A 15,904-nucleotide genomic window follows, 5' to 3' on the forward strand; every position below is an offset into this window, starting at 1 on the left:
TCTTTCAAGCGCCAGGCGATGCGGGGGTCTGCGGTGACCGAGGAGGCCCGCAAGAAGCTGCTCGGGATGATTGCGCCGCTGACGGCGGCAGAGGTTCGCCAGATTGCGGCGGGCGTTGCGACAGCGCTGCATCCGGAGCCGGGCTATCGGATCGATTGCCCGACCCTCATCGCCCACGGTGACCGAGACGACCTCGGCAACATCCGGAAGGTGGCAGGGCCCTGGGCGCGGCGCGATGGCGCCGTTGGGCCGGTGGTGATCGCCGCCGCCGGACACGTCGCCAACATGGACCGGCCCGAGGCGTTCAACGATGTGATGATGGCGTTCCTGGAGGAGCACTATCCGATCGGCGCCCGGTAGGGGCGGTTCCTAGCCAGCAAAGCCTGGAATGGCGCCTCGCCATACGGTTCGATAGGACAAGAGCCTTGAGAGGCCGCGACTGGCCCGCGCAAGGAGTTGGAGAGGACCATGCCTCGCACGACCAACGGAGCGGTGGAGCTCGAGTTCGAGGTCCTTGGTGACGACGGCGCCGAGGTGATCCTGCTGGTGAACGGACTGGGCGCGCAGATGACCCGGTGGCCCGGGCTGTCCGAGGCTCTGGTAGAGCGGGGCTACCGGGTCGTGCGGTTCGACAATCGCGACGTCGGCCTCTCCACCTGGCCGCAGACGTCGTACACGCTGAGCGAGATGGCCTCGGACGCCGTCGCGGTGCTGGACGCGGCGAACGTGCGCCGCGCGCATGTGGCCGGCGTTTCGCTTGGCGGGATGATCGCGCAGCGCCTGGCGATCGACTTCCCGGACCGCGTGCTGTCCCTGACGTCCATCATGTCGGCAACGGGCGCGGATCTCGGCCCGCTGTCGACACCGGAGGTCAACGCGGCCCTCGGCCAGCCCATGCCCGATCCGAGAACCGACCTGGAAGGCTATCTGGCGGCTTCCGTCGAGCGCGCGCGGGTCATCGGAAGCCGCCGCAACGCCTTCACCGACGCGGAAATACGGGAGCGTGACCTGCTGGCGTTCCAGCGCGGTTACAACCCCGCGGGGTCGGTCAGGCAGCGCCAGGCGATCGCAGCGGACGGCGACAGGACGGAGGCGCTTGGCCGGCTCGAGATCCCGGTCGTCGTGCTGCATGGCGAGGACGATCCGCTGGTGGCCGTTGCCGCCGGGCGGGCCAGCGCCGAGGCCATTCCGGGCGCCGAGCTTCGCATCGTTCCGGGAATGGGACACGACGTGACGCCGCGCTTCTACGGCGAGTTCGTCGACGCCATCCTGGCCGCTGCCAGGAAGGTGAAGTCCTGATGGCGTCCGTCTAGAACCGGCTGCGGATGCCCGCCACGAAGCGCAGGTCGCCGCGGTCCTCGCCGGCTGCGGTCAGCCAGCGGGCGGTGCGGCCGAAACTGCGTTCATAGTGCGCCCCGACATAGGGGGCGAACTCCGGTCGGACCTCGTAGCGCAGGCGGAGGCCCGCCTCTAGGCTGGAGAGGCCTGAGCCGATGCCGAGCTCCGGCGCGTCCTGGGCGGCGAGGTTCGCCTCGGCCCGCGGCTCCAGGATCAGCCGCTGGGTCAGGCGCAGATCGAGGGCGGCTTCCAGCCGGGCGGTGAGGTCACCCTTGTCGGACAAGAACAACGCCCCTTCCACCTCGAAGAGGTAGGGTGCGAGCCCCTCGACCCCCAGGGTCGCGTAGGTGCGTGGGCGAGGCTCGAAGTCCTGCCGAAGGCCGGCCTGCAGGTTGAACCAGGGACTGATCGCGTGGCTCGCGAGCGCGCGGAACTCCACGGTCTCGAGTGTGCCCGCGCCCTCGCCCTCGGAGCGCAGGAGGACGCGGTTGATGTCACCGCCGTAGGAGAGGTTCGCGTCCCAGGCGTAGCCGTCGGCGCCGGAGCCGGGCCGCACTTCGGCCCGCTCGATCATCACCTTGGCCCAGCGGATACCGCCGTGTTCGTGGCGGAGGACCTCTCGGGCGGCGTCCATGGCGGGGCGTCCGAAGTGGCGGTCGGCGTCGCGGTCGGTCGGCACGGGCGGCGCAGCGGTGGAGACGACGGGCGGCGACACGTGGCCGGCATGCGCATCAGGCGGGGCGGCTGGTTCAGCGGCCGGTGCGTGCGCGCCTTGATGGGCATGCGCATCGGGCGGGGCTGCCGGCTCAGCCGTTGGTGGGGGCGCGGCTTGCCGATGATGGGCGTGCGGATCGGCTGGCTGTGCGCTGGCTGGCAAGGCCAGCGCGAGCGCCGCGGCGGCGAGCATCACCGGACGTCTCACGCCGCCGCTCCGTCGAGCGGACGCACGGTGAAGACGCGGAACATGCCCGCGTGCATGTGCAGCAGCATGTGGCAGTGGAAGGCCCAGTCGCCGGGCGCGTCGGCGGTGAGGTCGAACGTGAGCTTGCCGCCGGGCATGACGGTGACGGTATGCTTGCGCGGCTGGGCGGCCCTGCCATTCACCACCTCCATGAAGTGGCCATGCAGGTGGATCGGGTGGTTCATCATCGTGTCGTTGACCAGCGTGACGCGCACCCGTTCCCCGCGGCGGAAGGGGATGGGATCCACGACTTCGGAGAACTTCTCGCCGTCGAAGGACCACATGAACCGCTCCATGTTGCCCGTAAGATGGATTTCGAGCGCGCGCGTCGGAGTGGGCTGCGGGCCTGGCCGGAGCGCCTCGAGGTCGCGATAGACGAGCACCCGGTGCGGGACCTTCTCCAGCCCGGTGGGGCGGTCGCCGGTTCGGTCGAGCGGCATCGGGGCGATCATGTCCACACCCGGGCCGAGCTTGACCTGGGGCGCGTTCTTCGGGTCCCGCATGGACATCGAATGACCGCCGCCGCCGCCGTGCCCGGCGTGACTCGACATGTCCATGCCCATGTCCCGCATCGACAACAGCGGGCGTTCCCGCAATGGCGGGGCCTGTGCGGTCATCCCCGGCCGCGGCGCGAGCGTGCCCCGGACCATTCCGGAGCGGTCGGCGGCCTCGGCGACGAAGGCGTAGGCACGGTCGGCCGGCTGCACGATCACGTCGTAGGTCTCGGCCGGCGAGATCTGGAACTCGTCGACCTCGACCGGCCGCACATCCTGGCCGTCCGCCTGGACGACGGTCATCGGCAAGCCCGGCAGGCGGATGTTGAAGATGCTCATCGACGCCGCGTTGACGACCCGCAGGCGCACACGCTCGTCCGGCTTGAACAGACCCGTCCAGTTCTCGTCCAGGCCATGCCCGTTGATCAGGAACCTGAAGACCGCGGCGCCGACATCCTGGATGTCGGTGGGATCCATCCGCATCCGCGCCCACTGCAGACGCTCCGCGAGCGGCTGGTCCACGCCGGCGAGCAGGCCCTGGATCGTCTGGCGCTGGCGGTTGAAGTCGCCGGCCTCCTGCTTCAGCCTCTCCAGGACCTCGTGCGGATGCATGAAGCTGTAGTCGGAGAGCACGATCACGTGCTCGCGGTCGTAGGGCTGCGGCTCGGCGCCCGCGGGGTCGATGACCATGGGCGCGTAGAGCCCGGCCTGCTCCTGCATGCCCGAGTGGCTGTGGAACCAGTACGTTCCGGCCTGCCGGATCGGGAACTCATAGGTGAAGGTCTGGCCCGGCTTGATGCCGGGGAAGGACAGGCCGGGCACCCCGTCCATGTGGGACGGGACCAGCAGGCCGTGCCAGTGGATGGAGGTGTCCTCGGCAAGCCGGTTCGTCACCGCGATGCGGACATCCTGGCCTTCCTTCAGGCGGATGAGCGGCCCAGGGACCGTGCCGTTCAGTGCGACGGCGTGGCCGGAGCGCGCCCCGATGCGGATCGGCGCATGGCCGACTGTGAGCTGGATCCGCTCACCGGAGAGCGCGGCCGGGCGGGCGAGGCCGGGCGTCTGGCTCCGCGCCCAGGCGGGCAGGAGAGATGTAAAGGCTGCCCCGCCGGCGAGCGCGAGGAGCTGGCGGCGGTCCGGGCCAAAGGCGTGCATCGTCGTGCCTGATCGCTAGAGGGGCCGCCGGAGCGGATGGGTCATGACCTGCATCAACGCGCGCGGTCGAGCAGCTGGATCAGCTCCGCCGCCTTCTTCCGTTGCTCCTCCCTGTCACCGCTGACGATAGCGCTCTCGATGCAGTGGCCCAGGTGGTCGCGCAGCATCTCGGTCTCAACCTTGGCCAAAGCGGCCCGGACCGCCTGGATCTGGGTGAGCACGTCGATGCAGTAGCGGTCTTCCTCGATCATGCGGCCGATGCCGCGCACCTGGCCCTCGATACGGTTCAGGCGATTGAGGAGGCGGGGCTTGTCGGGACGGTCCATGGTAGTGTCGATATACCCTCATAGGGTAATTGTAAATATGCCCCTGAGGGGTATATATGTGTGGCAGGAGAATTCCATGACCCACACGCATGACCGACACGCGCAGTCGCATCAGGGACACCATGAAGGCTGCGACCACGGCGAGCATCGCCACGCCGCCATCGACCCCGTCTGCGGCATGACCGTTGATCCCCACACCGCTCAGCATCGAGCTGAGCACGCGGGACGCCCCTACTTCTTCTGCTCGGCGGGCTGTCGGACGAAGTTCGCGGCCGATCCCGACAAATACCTGACCAGGGACGCGCGGCCGCCAGAGCCGCAGCCGCCGCAGGGCGCGACCTATACCTGCCCGATGCATCCCGAGGTGCGCCAGGTCGGTCCCGGGAGCTGCCCCATCTGCGGCATGGCGCTCGAGCCGGAGCTGGCGACCGCCGAGGCCCAGCCGAACCATGAGCTCCAGGACATGACACGGCGGTTCTGGGTCGGGCTCGTACTCGCGCTGCCGGTGGTCGTCATGGAGATGGGCGGGCATCTCGTCGACCTGCACCACTACCTGTCGGCCGAACGCTCCGCGTGGCTGCAGTTCGCGCTCGCGACGCCGGTGGTGCTCTGGGCCGGGTGGCCCTTCCTCGAGCGAGGGGTCGCATCGCTCAGAACCCGCAACCTCAACATGTTCACGCTCATCGCGATGGGAGTGGGCGTCGCATGGGCCTATTCAGTCGTCGCCGTGCTGGCGCCGGGGCTCTTCCCGCCGCGCTTCCGGACGAGCGCGGGCAACGTCCCCGTCTATTTCGAGGCGGCCGCCGTGATCACGGTGCTGGCGCTGCTGGGCCAGGTTCTGGAACTCCGGGCGCGGGAGCAGACGTCAGGCGCCATCCGTGCGCTCATGGACCTCGCCCCCAAGACCGCCCGCCGCCTCCGCGCCGACAGCAGCGCCGACGAAGAGGTCACCCTGGACCAGATCCAGCCGGGCGACCGGCTGCGCGTGCGCCCCGGCGAGAAGGTCCCGGTGGACGGCGCGGTGGTCGAGGGTCGCGTCGCGATCGACGAGTCGATGGTCACCGGCGAGTCCATGCCCGTGACGAAGGAGCCCGGTGGGAGGGTGATCGGCGGGTCCATCAACAAGACCGGCTCCTTCGTGATGCGGGCCGAGAAGGTCGGGGCCGACACGCTGCTCTCGCAGATCGTGCAGATGGTGGCCCAGGCGCAGCGCAGCCGGGCGCCGATCCAGCGCATGGCCGACCGCGTCTCCGGCTGGTTCGTCCCCGGCGTGATCGGGGTCGCGGCGATCGCGTTCGCTGTCTGGGCGGCGGTGGGCCCGGAGCCGAGCTTCGCGTTCGGCCTCGTCGCCGCCGTCTCGGTGCTGATCATCGCTTGCCCGTGCGCCCTGGGACTGGCCACGCCGATCTCGATCATGGTGGGCGTGGGACGCGGCGCGCGCGCGGGCGTGCTGATCAAGAACGCCGAGGCTCTCGAGCGCCTCGAGACGATCGACACGCTGGTGATCGACAAGACGGGCACGCTGACCGAAGGCCGACCGGCCGTGACGGCCATTCGTCCCGCCGCCGGGTTCGCGGAACCCGACGTCCTACGGCTCGCCGCCAGTCTGGAGCGGGGCAGTGAGCATCCGCTGGGGGACGCCATCGTCCGCGCGGCCGGCGAGCGCGGCCTGGCGCTCTCGGCGCCCCAGGACTTCGACTCGCCCGTGGGCAAGGGTGTCATCGGTGCGGTGGACGGCCTGCGCTTGATCCTTGGATCCGGAACGTTCCTGAAGGAGCAGGGGATCGACACCTCCGCGCTCGACGCTGAAGCCGAGGCGCTCCGCAGGGATGGCGCGACCGCCATCTTCATGGGCGTCGATGGCGCGGCGGCGGCGGTGATCGCCATTGCCGATCCGATCAAGCCGACCACTCCGGATGCGGTGCGGGCCCTGAAGGCGGACGGCGTGCGCCTGGTGATGCTGACCGGCGACAACCGCACCACCGCTGAAGCCGTCGCACGGCGGCTCGGCATCGACGAGGTGGAGGCGGAGGTCCTGCCGCAGGACAAGGCGAATGTCGTGCAGAGGCTTCGCTCTGAGGGTCGCAAGGTGGCGATGGCGGGCGACGGGGTGAACGACGCGCCGGCGCTGGCCGCCGCGGACGTCGGCGTAGCCATGGGCGCGGGCGCCGACGTGGCGATCGAGAGCGCAGGCGTCACGTTGCTGAAAGGGGACCTGCAGGGCCTTGTGAAGGCGCGGCGGCTGTCGTGCGCGGTGATGGGCAACATCCGCCAGAACCTGTTCTTCGCCTTCGCCTACAACCTGGCCGGCGTCCCGCTGGCGGCGGGCGTGCTTTATCCGGTGTTCGGCTGGCTGCTGTCACCGGCGATCGCGGCGGCGGCCATGGCCCTCTCCAGCGTCAGCGTCGTCGGCAACGCCCTGCGGCTAAGGGGCGTGCGGCTGTAGCACCGCGTGCAGGCGAACCACGAGGCGGCACGCCGGACACTGGGCGAGCGGCTGCGACGCCCGTTGACCGGCTTTGCCAGATGGCGTTCTTCTGCGCGCCGAACGGTCGGCGAACGGGGTGCGGCGGAACGCAGCCTGGGCCGAGCGCAGATGCCGGAGGAGCCCACCATGACGACTGCTATCCAGGACGTGCCGCTGAAGACCATCGATGGGCAGGCGGCCAGCCTCGGCGACTATTCCGGCAAGGTGTTGCTGGTGGTGAACGTCGCTTCCAAGTGCGGGCTGACGCCACAGTACGAAGGATTGGAGAAGCTCTACGAACGTTATCGCGACCGCGGGTTCGAGGTGTTGGGCTTCCCGGCCAATGACTTCCGCGAGCAGGAGCCCGGCAGCGACGCGGAGATCCAGAGCTTCTGCACCACGAACTTCGGCGTGAAATTCCCGATGTTCTCCAAGATCACCGTGACCGGCGCCGACAAGCACCCACTTTACGACGCCCTGACCCGCGCTGCCCCGAAGGCGCAGGCCAAGCCCGGCGAGGACTTCCGTGCGCGCCTGAAGGGCTTCGGGATCGACACGGCGCCAGAGCCTGAGGTGCTGTGGAACTTCGAGAAGTTCCTGGTGAACCGCGAGGGCAAGGTCGTGGGCCGCTTCGCCCCTGACGTGGCGCCCGACGACGCTCTCGTCGTGCAGGCGGTGGAGTCCGAGCTGGGCTGAGGCGCGTTCGCGGCCGTCAATCCGCGGCTGGGTGAACGTCCAGGTCAATGGTGATCGGCAGGTCGGGTCGCAGCATGTCGTGCACCAGGCAGGTCGCCTTGGCGGGCGCCAGCAGCTTGCGCACGTCCACCTCCGGCGCGGAACTCCACGCCTCCAGGCGGATGGCGGCGCCGGTCAGCTTGCCTTCGGGGTTCGCCGTCAGGTGCGCGCGGACCTCGCCGAGCGGGACCTTGCGACGTCTTGCGGCCAGCTTGAAGGCGATGACCATGCAGGAGGCCAGCCCGCCCAGCACCAGGGTCACGGGATCGGGCCCGGCGTCTCGGCCGCCTACCGCGGCGGGCTCGTCGACGGTCCAGGCATGGCGGGCGCTGCGCACCTGGACCGCCAGGGCGTCAGCCTGAGAGCTGACACGCAGTTCGCGATCAGCCAACGCGGGAGCCGGCGGCGTCGCCGGTCCGGGCAGCAGCTCGGCCACCGTCTCCAGGCGGGTCTTCAGCGCGCGGGAGAACCGAGCGGCCGCCAGGCCGTCCACCACGCGGTGGTCGTAGGCGATGCTCAGGGTGGTCCGATAGCCGACCACGACCTGGCCGTCGCGGACGATCGGCCGCTCCTCCATGGCGCCCACGAACACCAGGATCGGCTCGTCGAGGTTCAGGACCGGGGTGCCGAAGGCGATGCCGTAGGCGCCCAGGTTGGAGATCGTCAGGCCGGCCCCGCCGACCTGGCCCCCGCTGAGGCGCCCTGATCGGGCGGCGGAGATCAGCTCGCGCGTCCTGGCGGCGATCTCACCAAGGTTCAGTTGGTCGGCGCCGCGCACCACCGGCACGGTCAGGCCGGCGTCGGTGGCGACAGCCAGGCCGATGGCCACCTCGCCCAGGGGAACCAGCCGATCGCCGGCGAAGCGGGCGTTCAGGGCGGGGAAGCGGGCCAGGCAGTCGGCCGCAGCCTTGATCAGCAGGTCATTCAGCGTGCCGCGCCCGCCTGCCTCCCGTAGGGCGGTGGAGGCGCTTGCCAGCTGCGCGGCATCGACCTCGACCATCTGGACGATGTGCGGGGCCTGCGCCCAGGAGCGTGAGAGGCGGTCGGCCGCCACGCGCTGGAGCCGGGTCAAGGCGACGCCCGCCTCGGCGGCGGGGGCGGCGGCCACGGTCGCTTGCGGCGCCGGACGCGCTCGGGTCGCGGCGGCTTCGACGTCGGAGGCGACGATCAGGCCGTCTGTCCGGTGCGCCGCGACCTGGCCTAGGTCGACGTTCAGCGATTGCGCTACGGCGCGGGCCTTCGGCGAGGCCAGCGGACGGCCGGCGGCTGCCAGCGCCTTGACGTCGGCCGCCACGATCAGTCCGTCGGCGCGGTGGGCGGCCACGCGCAGGAGGTCGACCCCCAGCCGGTGGGCGAGCGCCTTGGCCCTGGGCGAGGCCAACGGCCGGTCCGCCGATACGCCTGCCGGGGCGCCGGCGGCGGCCGCGGGCGCTGCCGGCTGAACCGCCGCCGCTCCAGCCGCGGGCCCATCCGTGGGCAGGGCGTAGGCGCCGCCCGTCTGCGCTTCGGCGCCCTCGCCGATCATGGCGAACGGCTCACCGACCGGGATCTCGTCGCCGACGCCGGCCAGGTGGTGGATCACGCCCGACTTCGTGGCCTCGATCTCGAATGTCGCCTTGTCCGACTCCACCGAGGCCACGGCCTGGCCCGCGCGCACTACCGTCCCGTCCGCCGCGAGCCACTCGGCGATGGCCCCATACTCCATCGCCTGCCCCAGCTTGGGCATGATGAGCGGATGATCGGTCACGCCGCCATCTCGCGCACCGTGGCGACGATCTGGTCCACGGTGGGGATGATCCGGTTCACCAGGGCCGGTATGGACGAGATCGGAACGTCGGGGATGGCCAGGCGGCGGAAGGGCCGGTCCAGATAGGGCAGCGCCTCCTCGAACAGCCGGGCGCCGATCTCGGCCCCGACGCCGAGGCGCCGATAGCCCTCCTCGACCACCAGGCAGGCGCCGGTCTTCTTCACCGATGTGAGGATGGTGTCGAAGTCGAAGGGCGCGAGCGTACGCGGATCGATGATCTCGACCTCGATGCCTTCCTCGGCCAGGGTCTCGGCCGCCTTCAGAGCGCGGTTCAGCATCATCTGCCAGGCCACGATGGTCACGTGTCGGCCCTCACGCCGGATGGCGGCCTTGCCGAACGGGATCAGCGGCGCGTCGTCATCGATCTCGCCGCGCTGCTGGTAGAGCCTGCGGTGCTCGAAGAACATCACGGGGTTGTCGGATTGGATCGCCTGTTTCAGCAGGCTCTTGGCGTCGGCCGGCGTCGAGGGCACGCAGCAGAGCAGGCCCGGCGAGTGCATGACGTAGGCCTCGGGGCAGGCCGAGTGCTCGGGGCCGGCGCCCGTCTCGCCTGAGGGCAGGCGCAGCACCATCGGCACCTTGAAGGCGCCGCCATGCATGAACCGCCACATGCCGGCCTTGAAGAACACCTCGTCCCCGGCGGTGATCAGGAAGTCGGCGAACTGGAGCTCGACCACGGGTCGCAGGCCCATGACCGCGGCGCCGACCCCGGCGCCCACCAGCACGTTCTCCGAGATCGGCGAGTCGAACACGCGGTCGGCGCCGTACTTGGTCTGCAGGCCGCCGGTGATCTTGAAGATGCCGCCCCAGCGGCCGACGTCGCAGCCGTAGATGATGACGTCCTCGTCCGCCTGAAGGGACTCGTCCAGCGCCTCGTTGAGCGCCTTGGCGTAGGTGATCGTGCGCATCGCCATTTCCTTCAGACCATCACGTCTTCGAACGCCGCCTCGGGAGACAATGGCGGTGAGGCCTGCATCTCCTCCACCGCCTGCTGGACCTCAGCCTCGCATTCCGTGAGCAGGGTCTCGACCTCGGCTTCAGTCATCAGGCCCATGCTGATCACGCGGGCGCGCAGCGTCTCCAGTGGGTCATTCTTCGCCACCTCCGCGGCGTCGGCCCGGTAGTCCTGGGGATCGGTCGCATAGTGGCCCCGCAGGCGGATGGCCTTGATTTCGATGAGGGTGGGTCCCTGGCCGGAGCGGGCGCGCTCGGCGGCGGTGCGCACCGCATCCATCACCGCGGCCGGGTCGGCGCCGTCGACGATCACGCCCGGGATGCCATAGCCGTGGGCGCGGTCGGCGATGTTCTCCACCGCGGTGCTCTCGCTCACCGGCACGGAGACCGCCCAGCCGTTGTTCTCGCAAATGTAGACGCAGGGCAGCTTCTGGACCGCGGCCCAGTTGAGCGACTCGTGGAAGGTGCCGCGGTTGGAGCCGCCGTCGCCGAAGAAGTGGACCACCACCTGGCCCGTCTTCTTCTTCTTCACGGCCATGCCCATGCCGACGGAGATCACCAGGCCGCCGCCCAGGGTCCCGCTCTCGCCGAAGATGCCCTTGGAGGTGTCGACGACATGCATGATGCCGCCCTTGCCGTTGTTGGTGCCGCCGGCGCGGCCGGCGCAGTCAGCGAGCATGGCGCGCATGCTGACGCCGCGGGCGATCATGTAGCCGGTGCCCCGGTGTGCGTAGAGCACCGGATCGTCGTCCTTCAGCGCGGCGATGGCGGCGATCTGGGCCACCTCCTGGCCTGCGCCCGGGTGCAGCAGCGGGGGCACGACCCCTTCCATGGCCAGCTTGACGAACCGGTCCTCGAAGACACGGGTCAGAAGGCTCTTGCGGAAGATGTCCGCCAAAACGTCGTTGCGCATGCCGCTCGTCCTCCCGAGGCCATCGTCGCCGGTCCGCGCCAGGCGGACGGACGCCTACAATCGCGAGTTAAGGCGGCGCTGGGAAGACCGCTCGCAGGGTAAAGGTCCGTCAAATTTAGAACGCGTTCTCGGTTGGCAGGCCCAGCAGGTGGCGACCCAGCTGTTCGGACACCCGGTCGGGATGTGCGTTGATGTGCAGGGGCATCGCCTGGAAGTCGCGATATCGGCGCTCGAACGCCTGGCCCTCGCGCAGGCCGTTGCCGCCGAGCACCCGCAGGATCAGGCGCATGGCGTCGTCGCAGAACCGGATCGCCATCATCGTCGCGGCCAGGGCGTCGAGGTAGTCGCTCTCGGTCGGAATCCGGCCGTCCGCGATGCGGGCGTCCATCCGCGCGCACTCGCCATAGACCGCGGCGCGGGCCGCACGGACCAAGGCTCCAGCCTGGCCGATGTTCACGTGGATGGTGGGCCGCTCCACCATTTTCGTCCCCATGATGGCCACGCGGCCCTGGATGCCCCGGCAGGCGTCGTCCAGGGCCGCATTCGCCACCCCGACCGCCATGCAGCCAAGCCACAGGTCGGAGAGCGCCACCCAGTCCTCGCGGTAGCGGCGATTCACCACCGCGAAGTCGGGGTCCCGGAACGTCTCGCGCGAGCGCACGGGAAACGGCACGACCCGCGCCGCCGCGATCCTCGCCCCCTCGTAGTGGACGTGGTCCGTGGACGAGGCGCGCAGACTGAGCGCCATCCAGGTGGGATCGATCTGCACCCCGGGCTGGTTCGTGCGCAGGAGGGCGAAGCTGGGCGCCTTGTCGCCCGACATCAGGAACGGCACGCCCACGTGGTCGGCGTACCGCAGGCCGGAACCGAAGGCCGCCACGCCCTCCAGGATTACATCGTCGCCGTCGGGCCGCCCCTTCACCGCGGTTCCGGCGCCGCCCGGCAGGCACACCCACTGGCGCTGCGCCGTCACCGCTTTCAAGACATCGATGTGCGCGGGGCCCAGCAGTCCGCAGTAGAAATGGAAGACGCAGAGGTGGTTCCACAGGCACCAGGCCGTGGAGCCGCAGGCGGCGGCCACCGCCTCCAGTTCGTGGCCCATGGCCGACACGCTGGCCTCGAGGCCGCCGATTTCACGGCTGGCCGACATCCGCATGACGTCGTTGCCCTTCAGGGCGGCGATGACCTCGGGCGCTACGGAACGGGTGGCGTCGGCCTGCGCCGCCTGGGCGGCGATGAGGTCCAGCAGCGGGGCGGTCAGGAGCGGGTCGTGGCTCGCCAAGGTCGGCTCTCCGAGTTTGCGCTGCGGCCGAGACGGGCGCTGCCTTCCGCGGGGGATGGCAAGCCTCCGCGGGCGGATGGTCGACGCCGCGGAGCATCGGCGGGTACAAGCCCTCATTAGCGCCAGTCACGACCCTGCTTCCCCAAATGGCCGCGCTTCCCCTGGCGGGCGGGTCGCGATCTTCCATCCGCCGGGCGACATGGGCCTGGCGCGCAACCCGTTCGGCAAGGACGTGGCGAACCTGCAGCTATGGCGCGCGGTGGCGCAGCATGGGGGGTACGAGCGCGTCGACGTGTTGAGCCTGCGGCCGACCTCGACGAAGGCGCTGGCGGAGGCGCTGTTCGAGGGCCAGGGGCCGCGGCCGGAACTGTCCTGGGCGATGCTGCCGGGGTCGCGGGCGGCGCGGGACGCGGGCGTGCTGCTGCGCGGACAGCCGTACCTCGCCGACCTAGCGTGGTTGCGCCGCCGGGAGAAGGCGGACCGGGCCTACAGCCTCGTCGGCTGGATCCACACCCTGGCCCCGCCGGCGATCCGGCAGTTCATCGCCGACACCGCCGTGGCCCCCACGCAGCCCTGGGACGCGCTGGTCTGCACCTCGCCGGCCGTTCGCGAGAACGTCGAGGCGATGCTGGGCGGCTGGGGCGAGCATCTGGCGGAGCGAACCGGCGGTCGACCGCCGCCGCACCCGATGCTGCCGATCATCCCGCTCGGGGTCGACGGGCCGGCGCTGGCCGCCCGCGCCGACCGGCCCGAGGCGCGGGCGCGGGTCCGCGCCGAGTTCGGCCTGGCGGAGGCCGACGTGCTGGTTCTGTGGGTCGGACGGCTGTCGTACTTCGAGAAGGCCTTTCCGCAGCCGATGTTCAAGGCAGTGGCGCAGGCCAGGGCCCAATCCGCGGCGAACAGGGGCCCCAAGGTCGCCTTCGCCCTGGCCGGCTGGTTCCCGCAGGCCGCCGACCGCGAACGCTTTGAGGCCGCCGCGCGGGCCCACGCCCCGGGGGTCGACGTCCGGTTCCTGGACGGCAACGACGCGGCCGCGGTCGGCGACCTGTGGGCCGGGGCGGACATCTTCCTGTCGCTGGTGGACAACATCCAGGAGACCTTCGGCATCACCCCGCTGGAGGCCATGGCTGCGGGCCTGCCGGTGGTGGCGAGCGACTGGGATGGCTATCGCGCCACGGTACGGCACGGTGTCGAGGGGTTCCTCATCCCGACGTTGCTGGGCGGCGGTGGGGGCGGTCTGGGTGCGGGACTGGTGGAGCGGCACCTGCTGGAGCTGGTCACCTACCAGGCGCTGGCGGGCGCGGTGGCGCAACATACGGCGGTCCACATAGGCCGCTGCGCCGAGGCGCTGGCGGAGCTGATCGCCTCGCCGGACCTGCGCCGGCGGATGGGGCAGGCCGGCCGCGCGCGCGTCGCCCAGACGTACGACTGGCCGGTGGTGGCGCGCCAGGTGCGCGCCCTGACCGACGAACTGGCCGCCATGCGGTCCGTGGCGGTCGATCCGCCGCGCCGCACGGTCGCCGACCCCGTTCGCAGCGACCCCTTCCGCACGTTCGCCGCGTTCGCGACCGAGCCACTCACGCTGGACACCTGGCTGTCCGCGGTCCCCGGCGTTACCGCCGAAGACATCGGCGCGGCCGCCGACGCGCCGCTGGACGGCGCCTTCGCCGGCCTGCGGTCCGGGCCCGACCTTTGCGCGCAGGCCCTGGCCCTCATCGCAGAGGCTGGCCGCATCCAGGTGCGAGATGTCCTGTTGGCCTTTCCGGTGGCTGAGCGGCGTGCGCTCGAACTAGGGCTCGCCTGGATGGCCAAGTACGGCTTCGTCGACTGGCTGGCTTAGGCCGCCAGCAGTTCGTCGAGCTTGCGGATGTCGACGATCTCGGAGGCGACGCCGCCGTCCAGGCGCATCACCTTGTTGCAGTAGAGCTTCAGGAGCGGGACCTCGTGGGTGGCCAGCACCAGGATGCCCGCCCGCTCCACCAGCTTCAGGAGCCGCTTGTGGGCAAGCCTTTGGAACTCCGCGTCGCCGACGGCGATCCACTCGTCCATCAGCAGAACGTCCGCCTCGACGGCGGTCGCGGCGGCGAAGGCCAGGCGGGCCTGCATCCCCGCCGAATAGGTCTTCACCGGCATGGCCAGGAAGGGTCCAAGGCCAGTGAAGGTGGTGATCTCCTCCATCCGTTCCTCCACTTCCCGGGCGGTAAGGCCGGCGATGCGGCCGCGCAGGCGGATGTTCTCGAGCCCCGTGGCGGTGGGGTCGATGCCGAGGCCCAGGTCCAGGAGGGCGGCAATACGGCCATGCACCTCGATGGTCCCTTCGTCGGGCTCGTAGGCGCCGGAGAGCGCGCGCAGGAGGGTGGTCTTGCCCGAGCCGTTGTGGCCGATGAGCCCCAGCCGGTCGCCGGCCTTCAGGCGCAGGTTCACGCTCTGCAGCGCGGTGACGTCGGTGACGCCGGCGTGGCGGCCCAGGGCGCCGCCTACTGCCACCACGCGGGCCAGGGCCTTCTTCAGCGACTTGGCGTCGGCGCCGTAGACCGGGAAGCGCAGGGTCAGGTCGGTGCAGGTGATCGAGACAGGGTCACGCGTCATAGGTAGTGCACGATCCGGCGGCGGGTGCGGGCGAAGACGGCGAAGGTGAGCGCCCAGCCGACCACGGCCATGGTGACCAGGACCACGTAGCTGCCGGGCTCGACGGCCTTGTCCATCAGCGGCGCGCGGACCGCCTGCAGCAGGTGGTAGAAGGGGTTGAATTGCAGCACGGCGTGGTTGTCGCCGAACCGGTCCGGCAGCCAGAAGACCGGCGTCACGAAGATCGCGAACTGCATCACCGAGGCCACGATCTGGGGAATGTCGCGGAACCGGGCCGAGGCGATTCCCGCGAGCAGTGAGAGCCAGCCGGCGTTGACCACCATCAGCGCGATGCCGATCAGGGCCAACGGAATGTCGGCAGAGCGCCAGTAGCCGTAGTAGGCCAGGACGGCGACCACGATCACCAGGTGGTGGGCCAGGTTGATGAGGTTGCGGAAGATCGTGCGCCACACGAAGGTGAACATCGGCAGGCTGGTCTGCGACAGCATCCCGGCCGCCTTGACGAAGGTGTCGCAACCTTCGGTCACGGTCCCGGTGATCACGCCGAAGAAGACGATCCCGAGCGCCACGTACGGCAGGAAGACGTTCAGCGCGATGCCGAAGAGGTTGGCGTAGAGGAAGCCGATCCCCAGCACCATCAGTCCCATGCTGAGCGTGATCCAGAACGGCCCCAGGATCGAGCCGCGGTAGCGCGAGCCGACGTCGTGCCAGGCCAGCGACCAGGCCAGGCCGATCCGCCCGAAGGAGTTCCGCAGGTCACGCACGGCCATCTGCAGCTGGAACAGCGCGCCATGCCGTCCGGTCCGCAGCATGTGGGTGGCGGTCTGCAATGTGCTCTCCGACGGAAGGCGTGCGAGGTATCAGGGCGCCTCTCGCGGCGCAA

General features: G+C 70.3%; 14 protein-coding genes. 5 read left to right on the forward strand and 9 right to left on the reverse strand.

Features of this window, described 5'->3' with window-relative positions; translation table 11 throughout:
• On the forward strand, positions 1–360 hold a 360-nt coding region (locus QZV94_RS04540), incomplete at its 5' end, for an alpha/beta hydrolase (RefSeq protein WP_293676618.1).
• A 132-nt stretch (positions 361–492) separates the two neighbouring features.
• Positions 493–1,299 carry an alpha/beta fold hydrolase gene (locus QZV94_RS04545; protein ID WP_293676619.1) on the forward strand — a complete coding sequence of 269 codons (807 nt, stop codon included), beginning with the start codon at positions 493–495 and terminating at the stop codon, positions 1,297–1,299.
• 10 nt (positions 1,300–1,309) lie between these two features.
• Here QZV94_RS04545 and QZV94_RS04550 read toward each other — a convergent pair whose 3' ends face one another.
• The 3 genes from QZV94_RS04550 to QZV94_RS04560 all read right to left on the reverse strand — a co-directional run bounded on the left by QZV94_RS04550 (position 1,310) and on the right by QZV94_RS04560 (position 4,274).
• Positions 1,310–2,053 carry a copper resistance protein B gene (locus QZV94_RS04550; protein ID WP_293676620.1) on the reverse strand — a complete coding sequence of 248 codons (744 nt, stop codon included), beginning with the start codon at positions 2,051–2,053 and terminating at the stop codon, positions 1,310–1,312.
• Between the two features lie 203 nt (positions 2,054–2,256).
• Positions 2,257–3,948, reverse strand: a complete 1,692-nt coding sequence (locus tag QZV94_RS04555) for a copper resistance system multicopper oxidase (protein ID WP_293676621.1) — start codon at positions 3,946–3,948, stop codon at positions 2,257–2,259.
• A 53-nt stretch (positions 3,949–4,001) separates the two neighbouring features.
• Positions 4,002–4,274 carry a metal-sensitive transcriptional regulator gene (locus QZV94_RS04560; RefSeq protein ID WP_293676622.1) on the reverse strand — a complete coding sequence of 91 codons (273 nt, stop codon included), beginning with the start codon at positions 4,272–4,274 and terminating at the stop codon, positions 4,002–4,004.
• 76 nt (positions 4,275–4,350) lie between these two features.
• Between QZV94_RS04560 and QZV94_RS04565 the strand changes: the two genes are divergently transcribed.
• On the forward strand, positions 4,351–6,720 hold the full coding sequence (locus QZV94_RS04565; RefSeq protein ID WP_293676623.1) for a heavy metal translocating P-type ATPase: 2,370 nt from the start codon (positions 4,351–4,353) through the stop codon (positions 6,718–6,720).
• 168 nt (positions 6,721–6,888) lie between these two features.
• Entirely contained in the window at positions 6,889–7,437 is a 549-nt protein-coding gene (locus QZV94_RS04570) for a glutathione peroxidase (protein WP_293676624.1), read from the forward strand.
• Between the two features lie 16 nt (positions 7,438–7,453).
• Here QZV94_RS04570 and QZV94_RS04575 read toward each other — a convergent pair whose 3' ends face one another.
• The 4 genes from QZV94_RS04575 to QZV94_RS04590 all read right to left on the reverse strand — a co-directional run bounded on the left by QZV94_RS04575 (position 7,454) and on the right by QZV94_RS04590 (position 12,432).
• Positions 7,454–9,223, reverse strand: coding sequence for a 2-oxo acid dehydrogenase subunit E2 (locus QZV94_RS04575; RefSeq protein WP_293676625.1), 1,770 nt, complete (start codon positions 9,221–9,223; stop codon positions 7,454–7,456).
• Positions 9,220–10,191 carry an alpha-ketoacid dehydrogenase subunit beta gene (locus QZV94_RS04580; RefSeq protein ID WP_293676626.1) on the reverse strand — a complete coding sequence of 324 codons (972 nt, stop codon included), beginning with the start codon at positions 10,189–10,191 and terminating at the stop codon, positions 9,220–9,222. The genes QZV94_RS04575 and QZV94_RS04580 overlap by 4 nt, the downstream gene beginning before the upstream one ends.
• A gap of 11 nt (positions 10,192–10,202) precedes the next feature.
• The gene (locus QZV94_RS04585) at positions 10,203–11,150 is read right to left on the reverse strand and encodes a thiamine pyrophosphate-dependent dehydrogenase E1 component subunit alpha (protein WP_293676627.1); all 948 of its coding nucleotides are present in this window, start codon (positions 11,148–11,150) and stop codon (positions 10,203–10,205) included.
• Positions 11,151–11,265: 115 nt separating this feature from the next.
• Positions 11,266–12,432 (reverse strand): acyl-CoA dehydrogenase family protein, encoded by a 1,167-nt coding sequence (locus tag QZV94_RS04590; protein WP_293676628.1) that lies wholly within the window; start codon positions 12,430–12,432, stop codon positions 11,266–11,268.
• A gap of 199 nt (positions 12,433–12,631) precedes the next feature.
• Here QZV94_RS04590 and QZV94_RS04595 point away from each other — a divergent pair, with 199 nt between their 5' ends.
• The gene (locus QZV94_RS04595; protein ID WP_293676629.1) at positions 12,632–14,272 is read left to right on the forward strand and encodes a glycosyltransferase family 4 protein; all 1,641 of its coding nucleotides are present in this window, start codon (positions 12,632–12,634) and stop codon (positions 14,270–14,272) included.
• Here the strand turns inward: QZV94_RS04595 and QZV94_RS04600 are convergent.
• Both QZV94_RS04600 and QZV94_RS04605 read right to left on the reverse strand, forming a co-directional pair.
• Positions 14,269–15,021, reverse strand: a complete 753-nt coding sequence (locus QZV94_RS04600) for an ABC transporter ATP-binding protein (protein WP_293676630.1) — start codon at positions 15,019–15,021, stop codon at positions 14,269–14,271. The genes QZV94_RS04595 and QZV94_RS04600 overlap by 4 nt on opposite strands.
• Positions 15,018–15,851 (reverse strand): ABC transporter permease, encoded by an 834-nt coding sequence (locus QZV94_RS04605; protein WP_293676631.1) that lies wholly within the window; start codon positions 15,849–15,851, stop codon positions 15,018–15,020. The genes QZV94_RS04600 and QZV94_RS04605 overlap by 4 nt, the downstream gene beginning before the upstream one ends.
• Positions 15,852–15,904: the final 53 nt, after the last annotated feature.

Source organism: uncultured Phenylobacterium sp. (assembly GCF_902826855.1).
GTDB lineage: Bacteria > Pseudomonadota > Alphaproteobacteria > Caulobacterales > Caulobacteraceae > Phenylobacterium.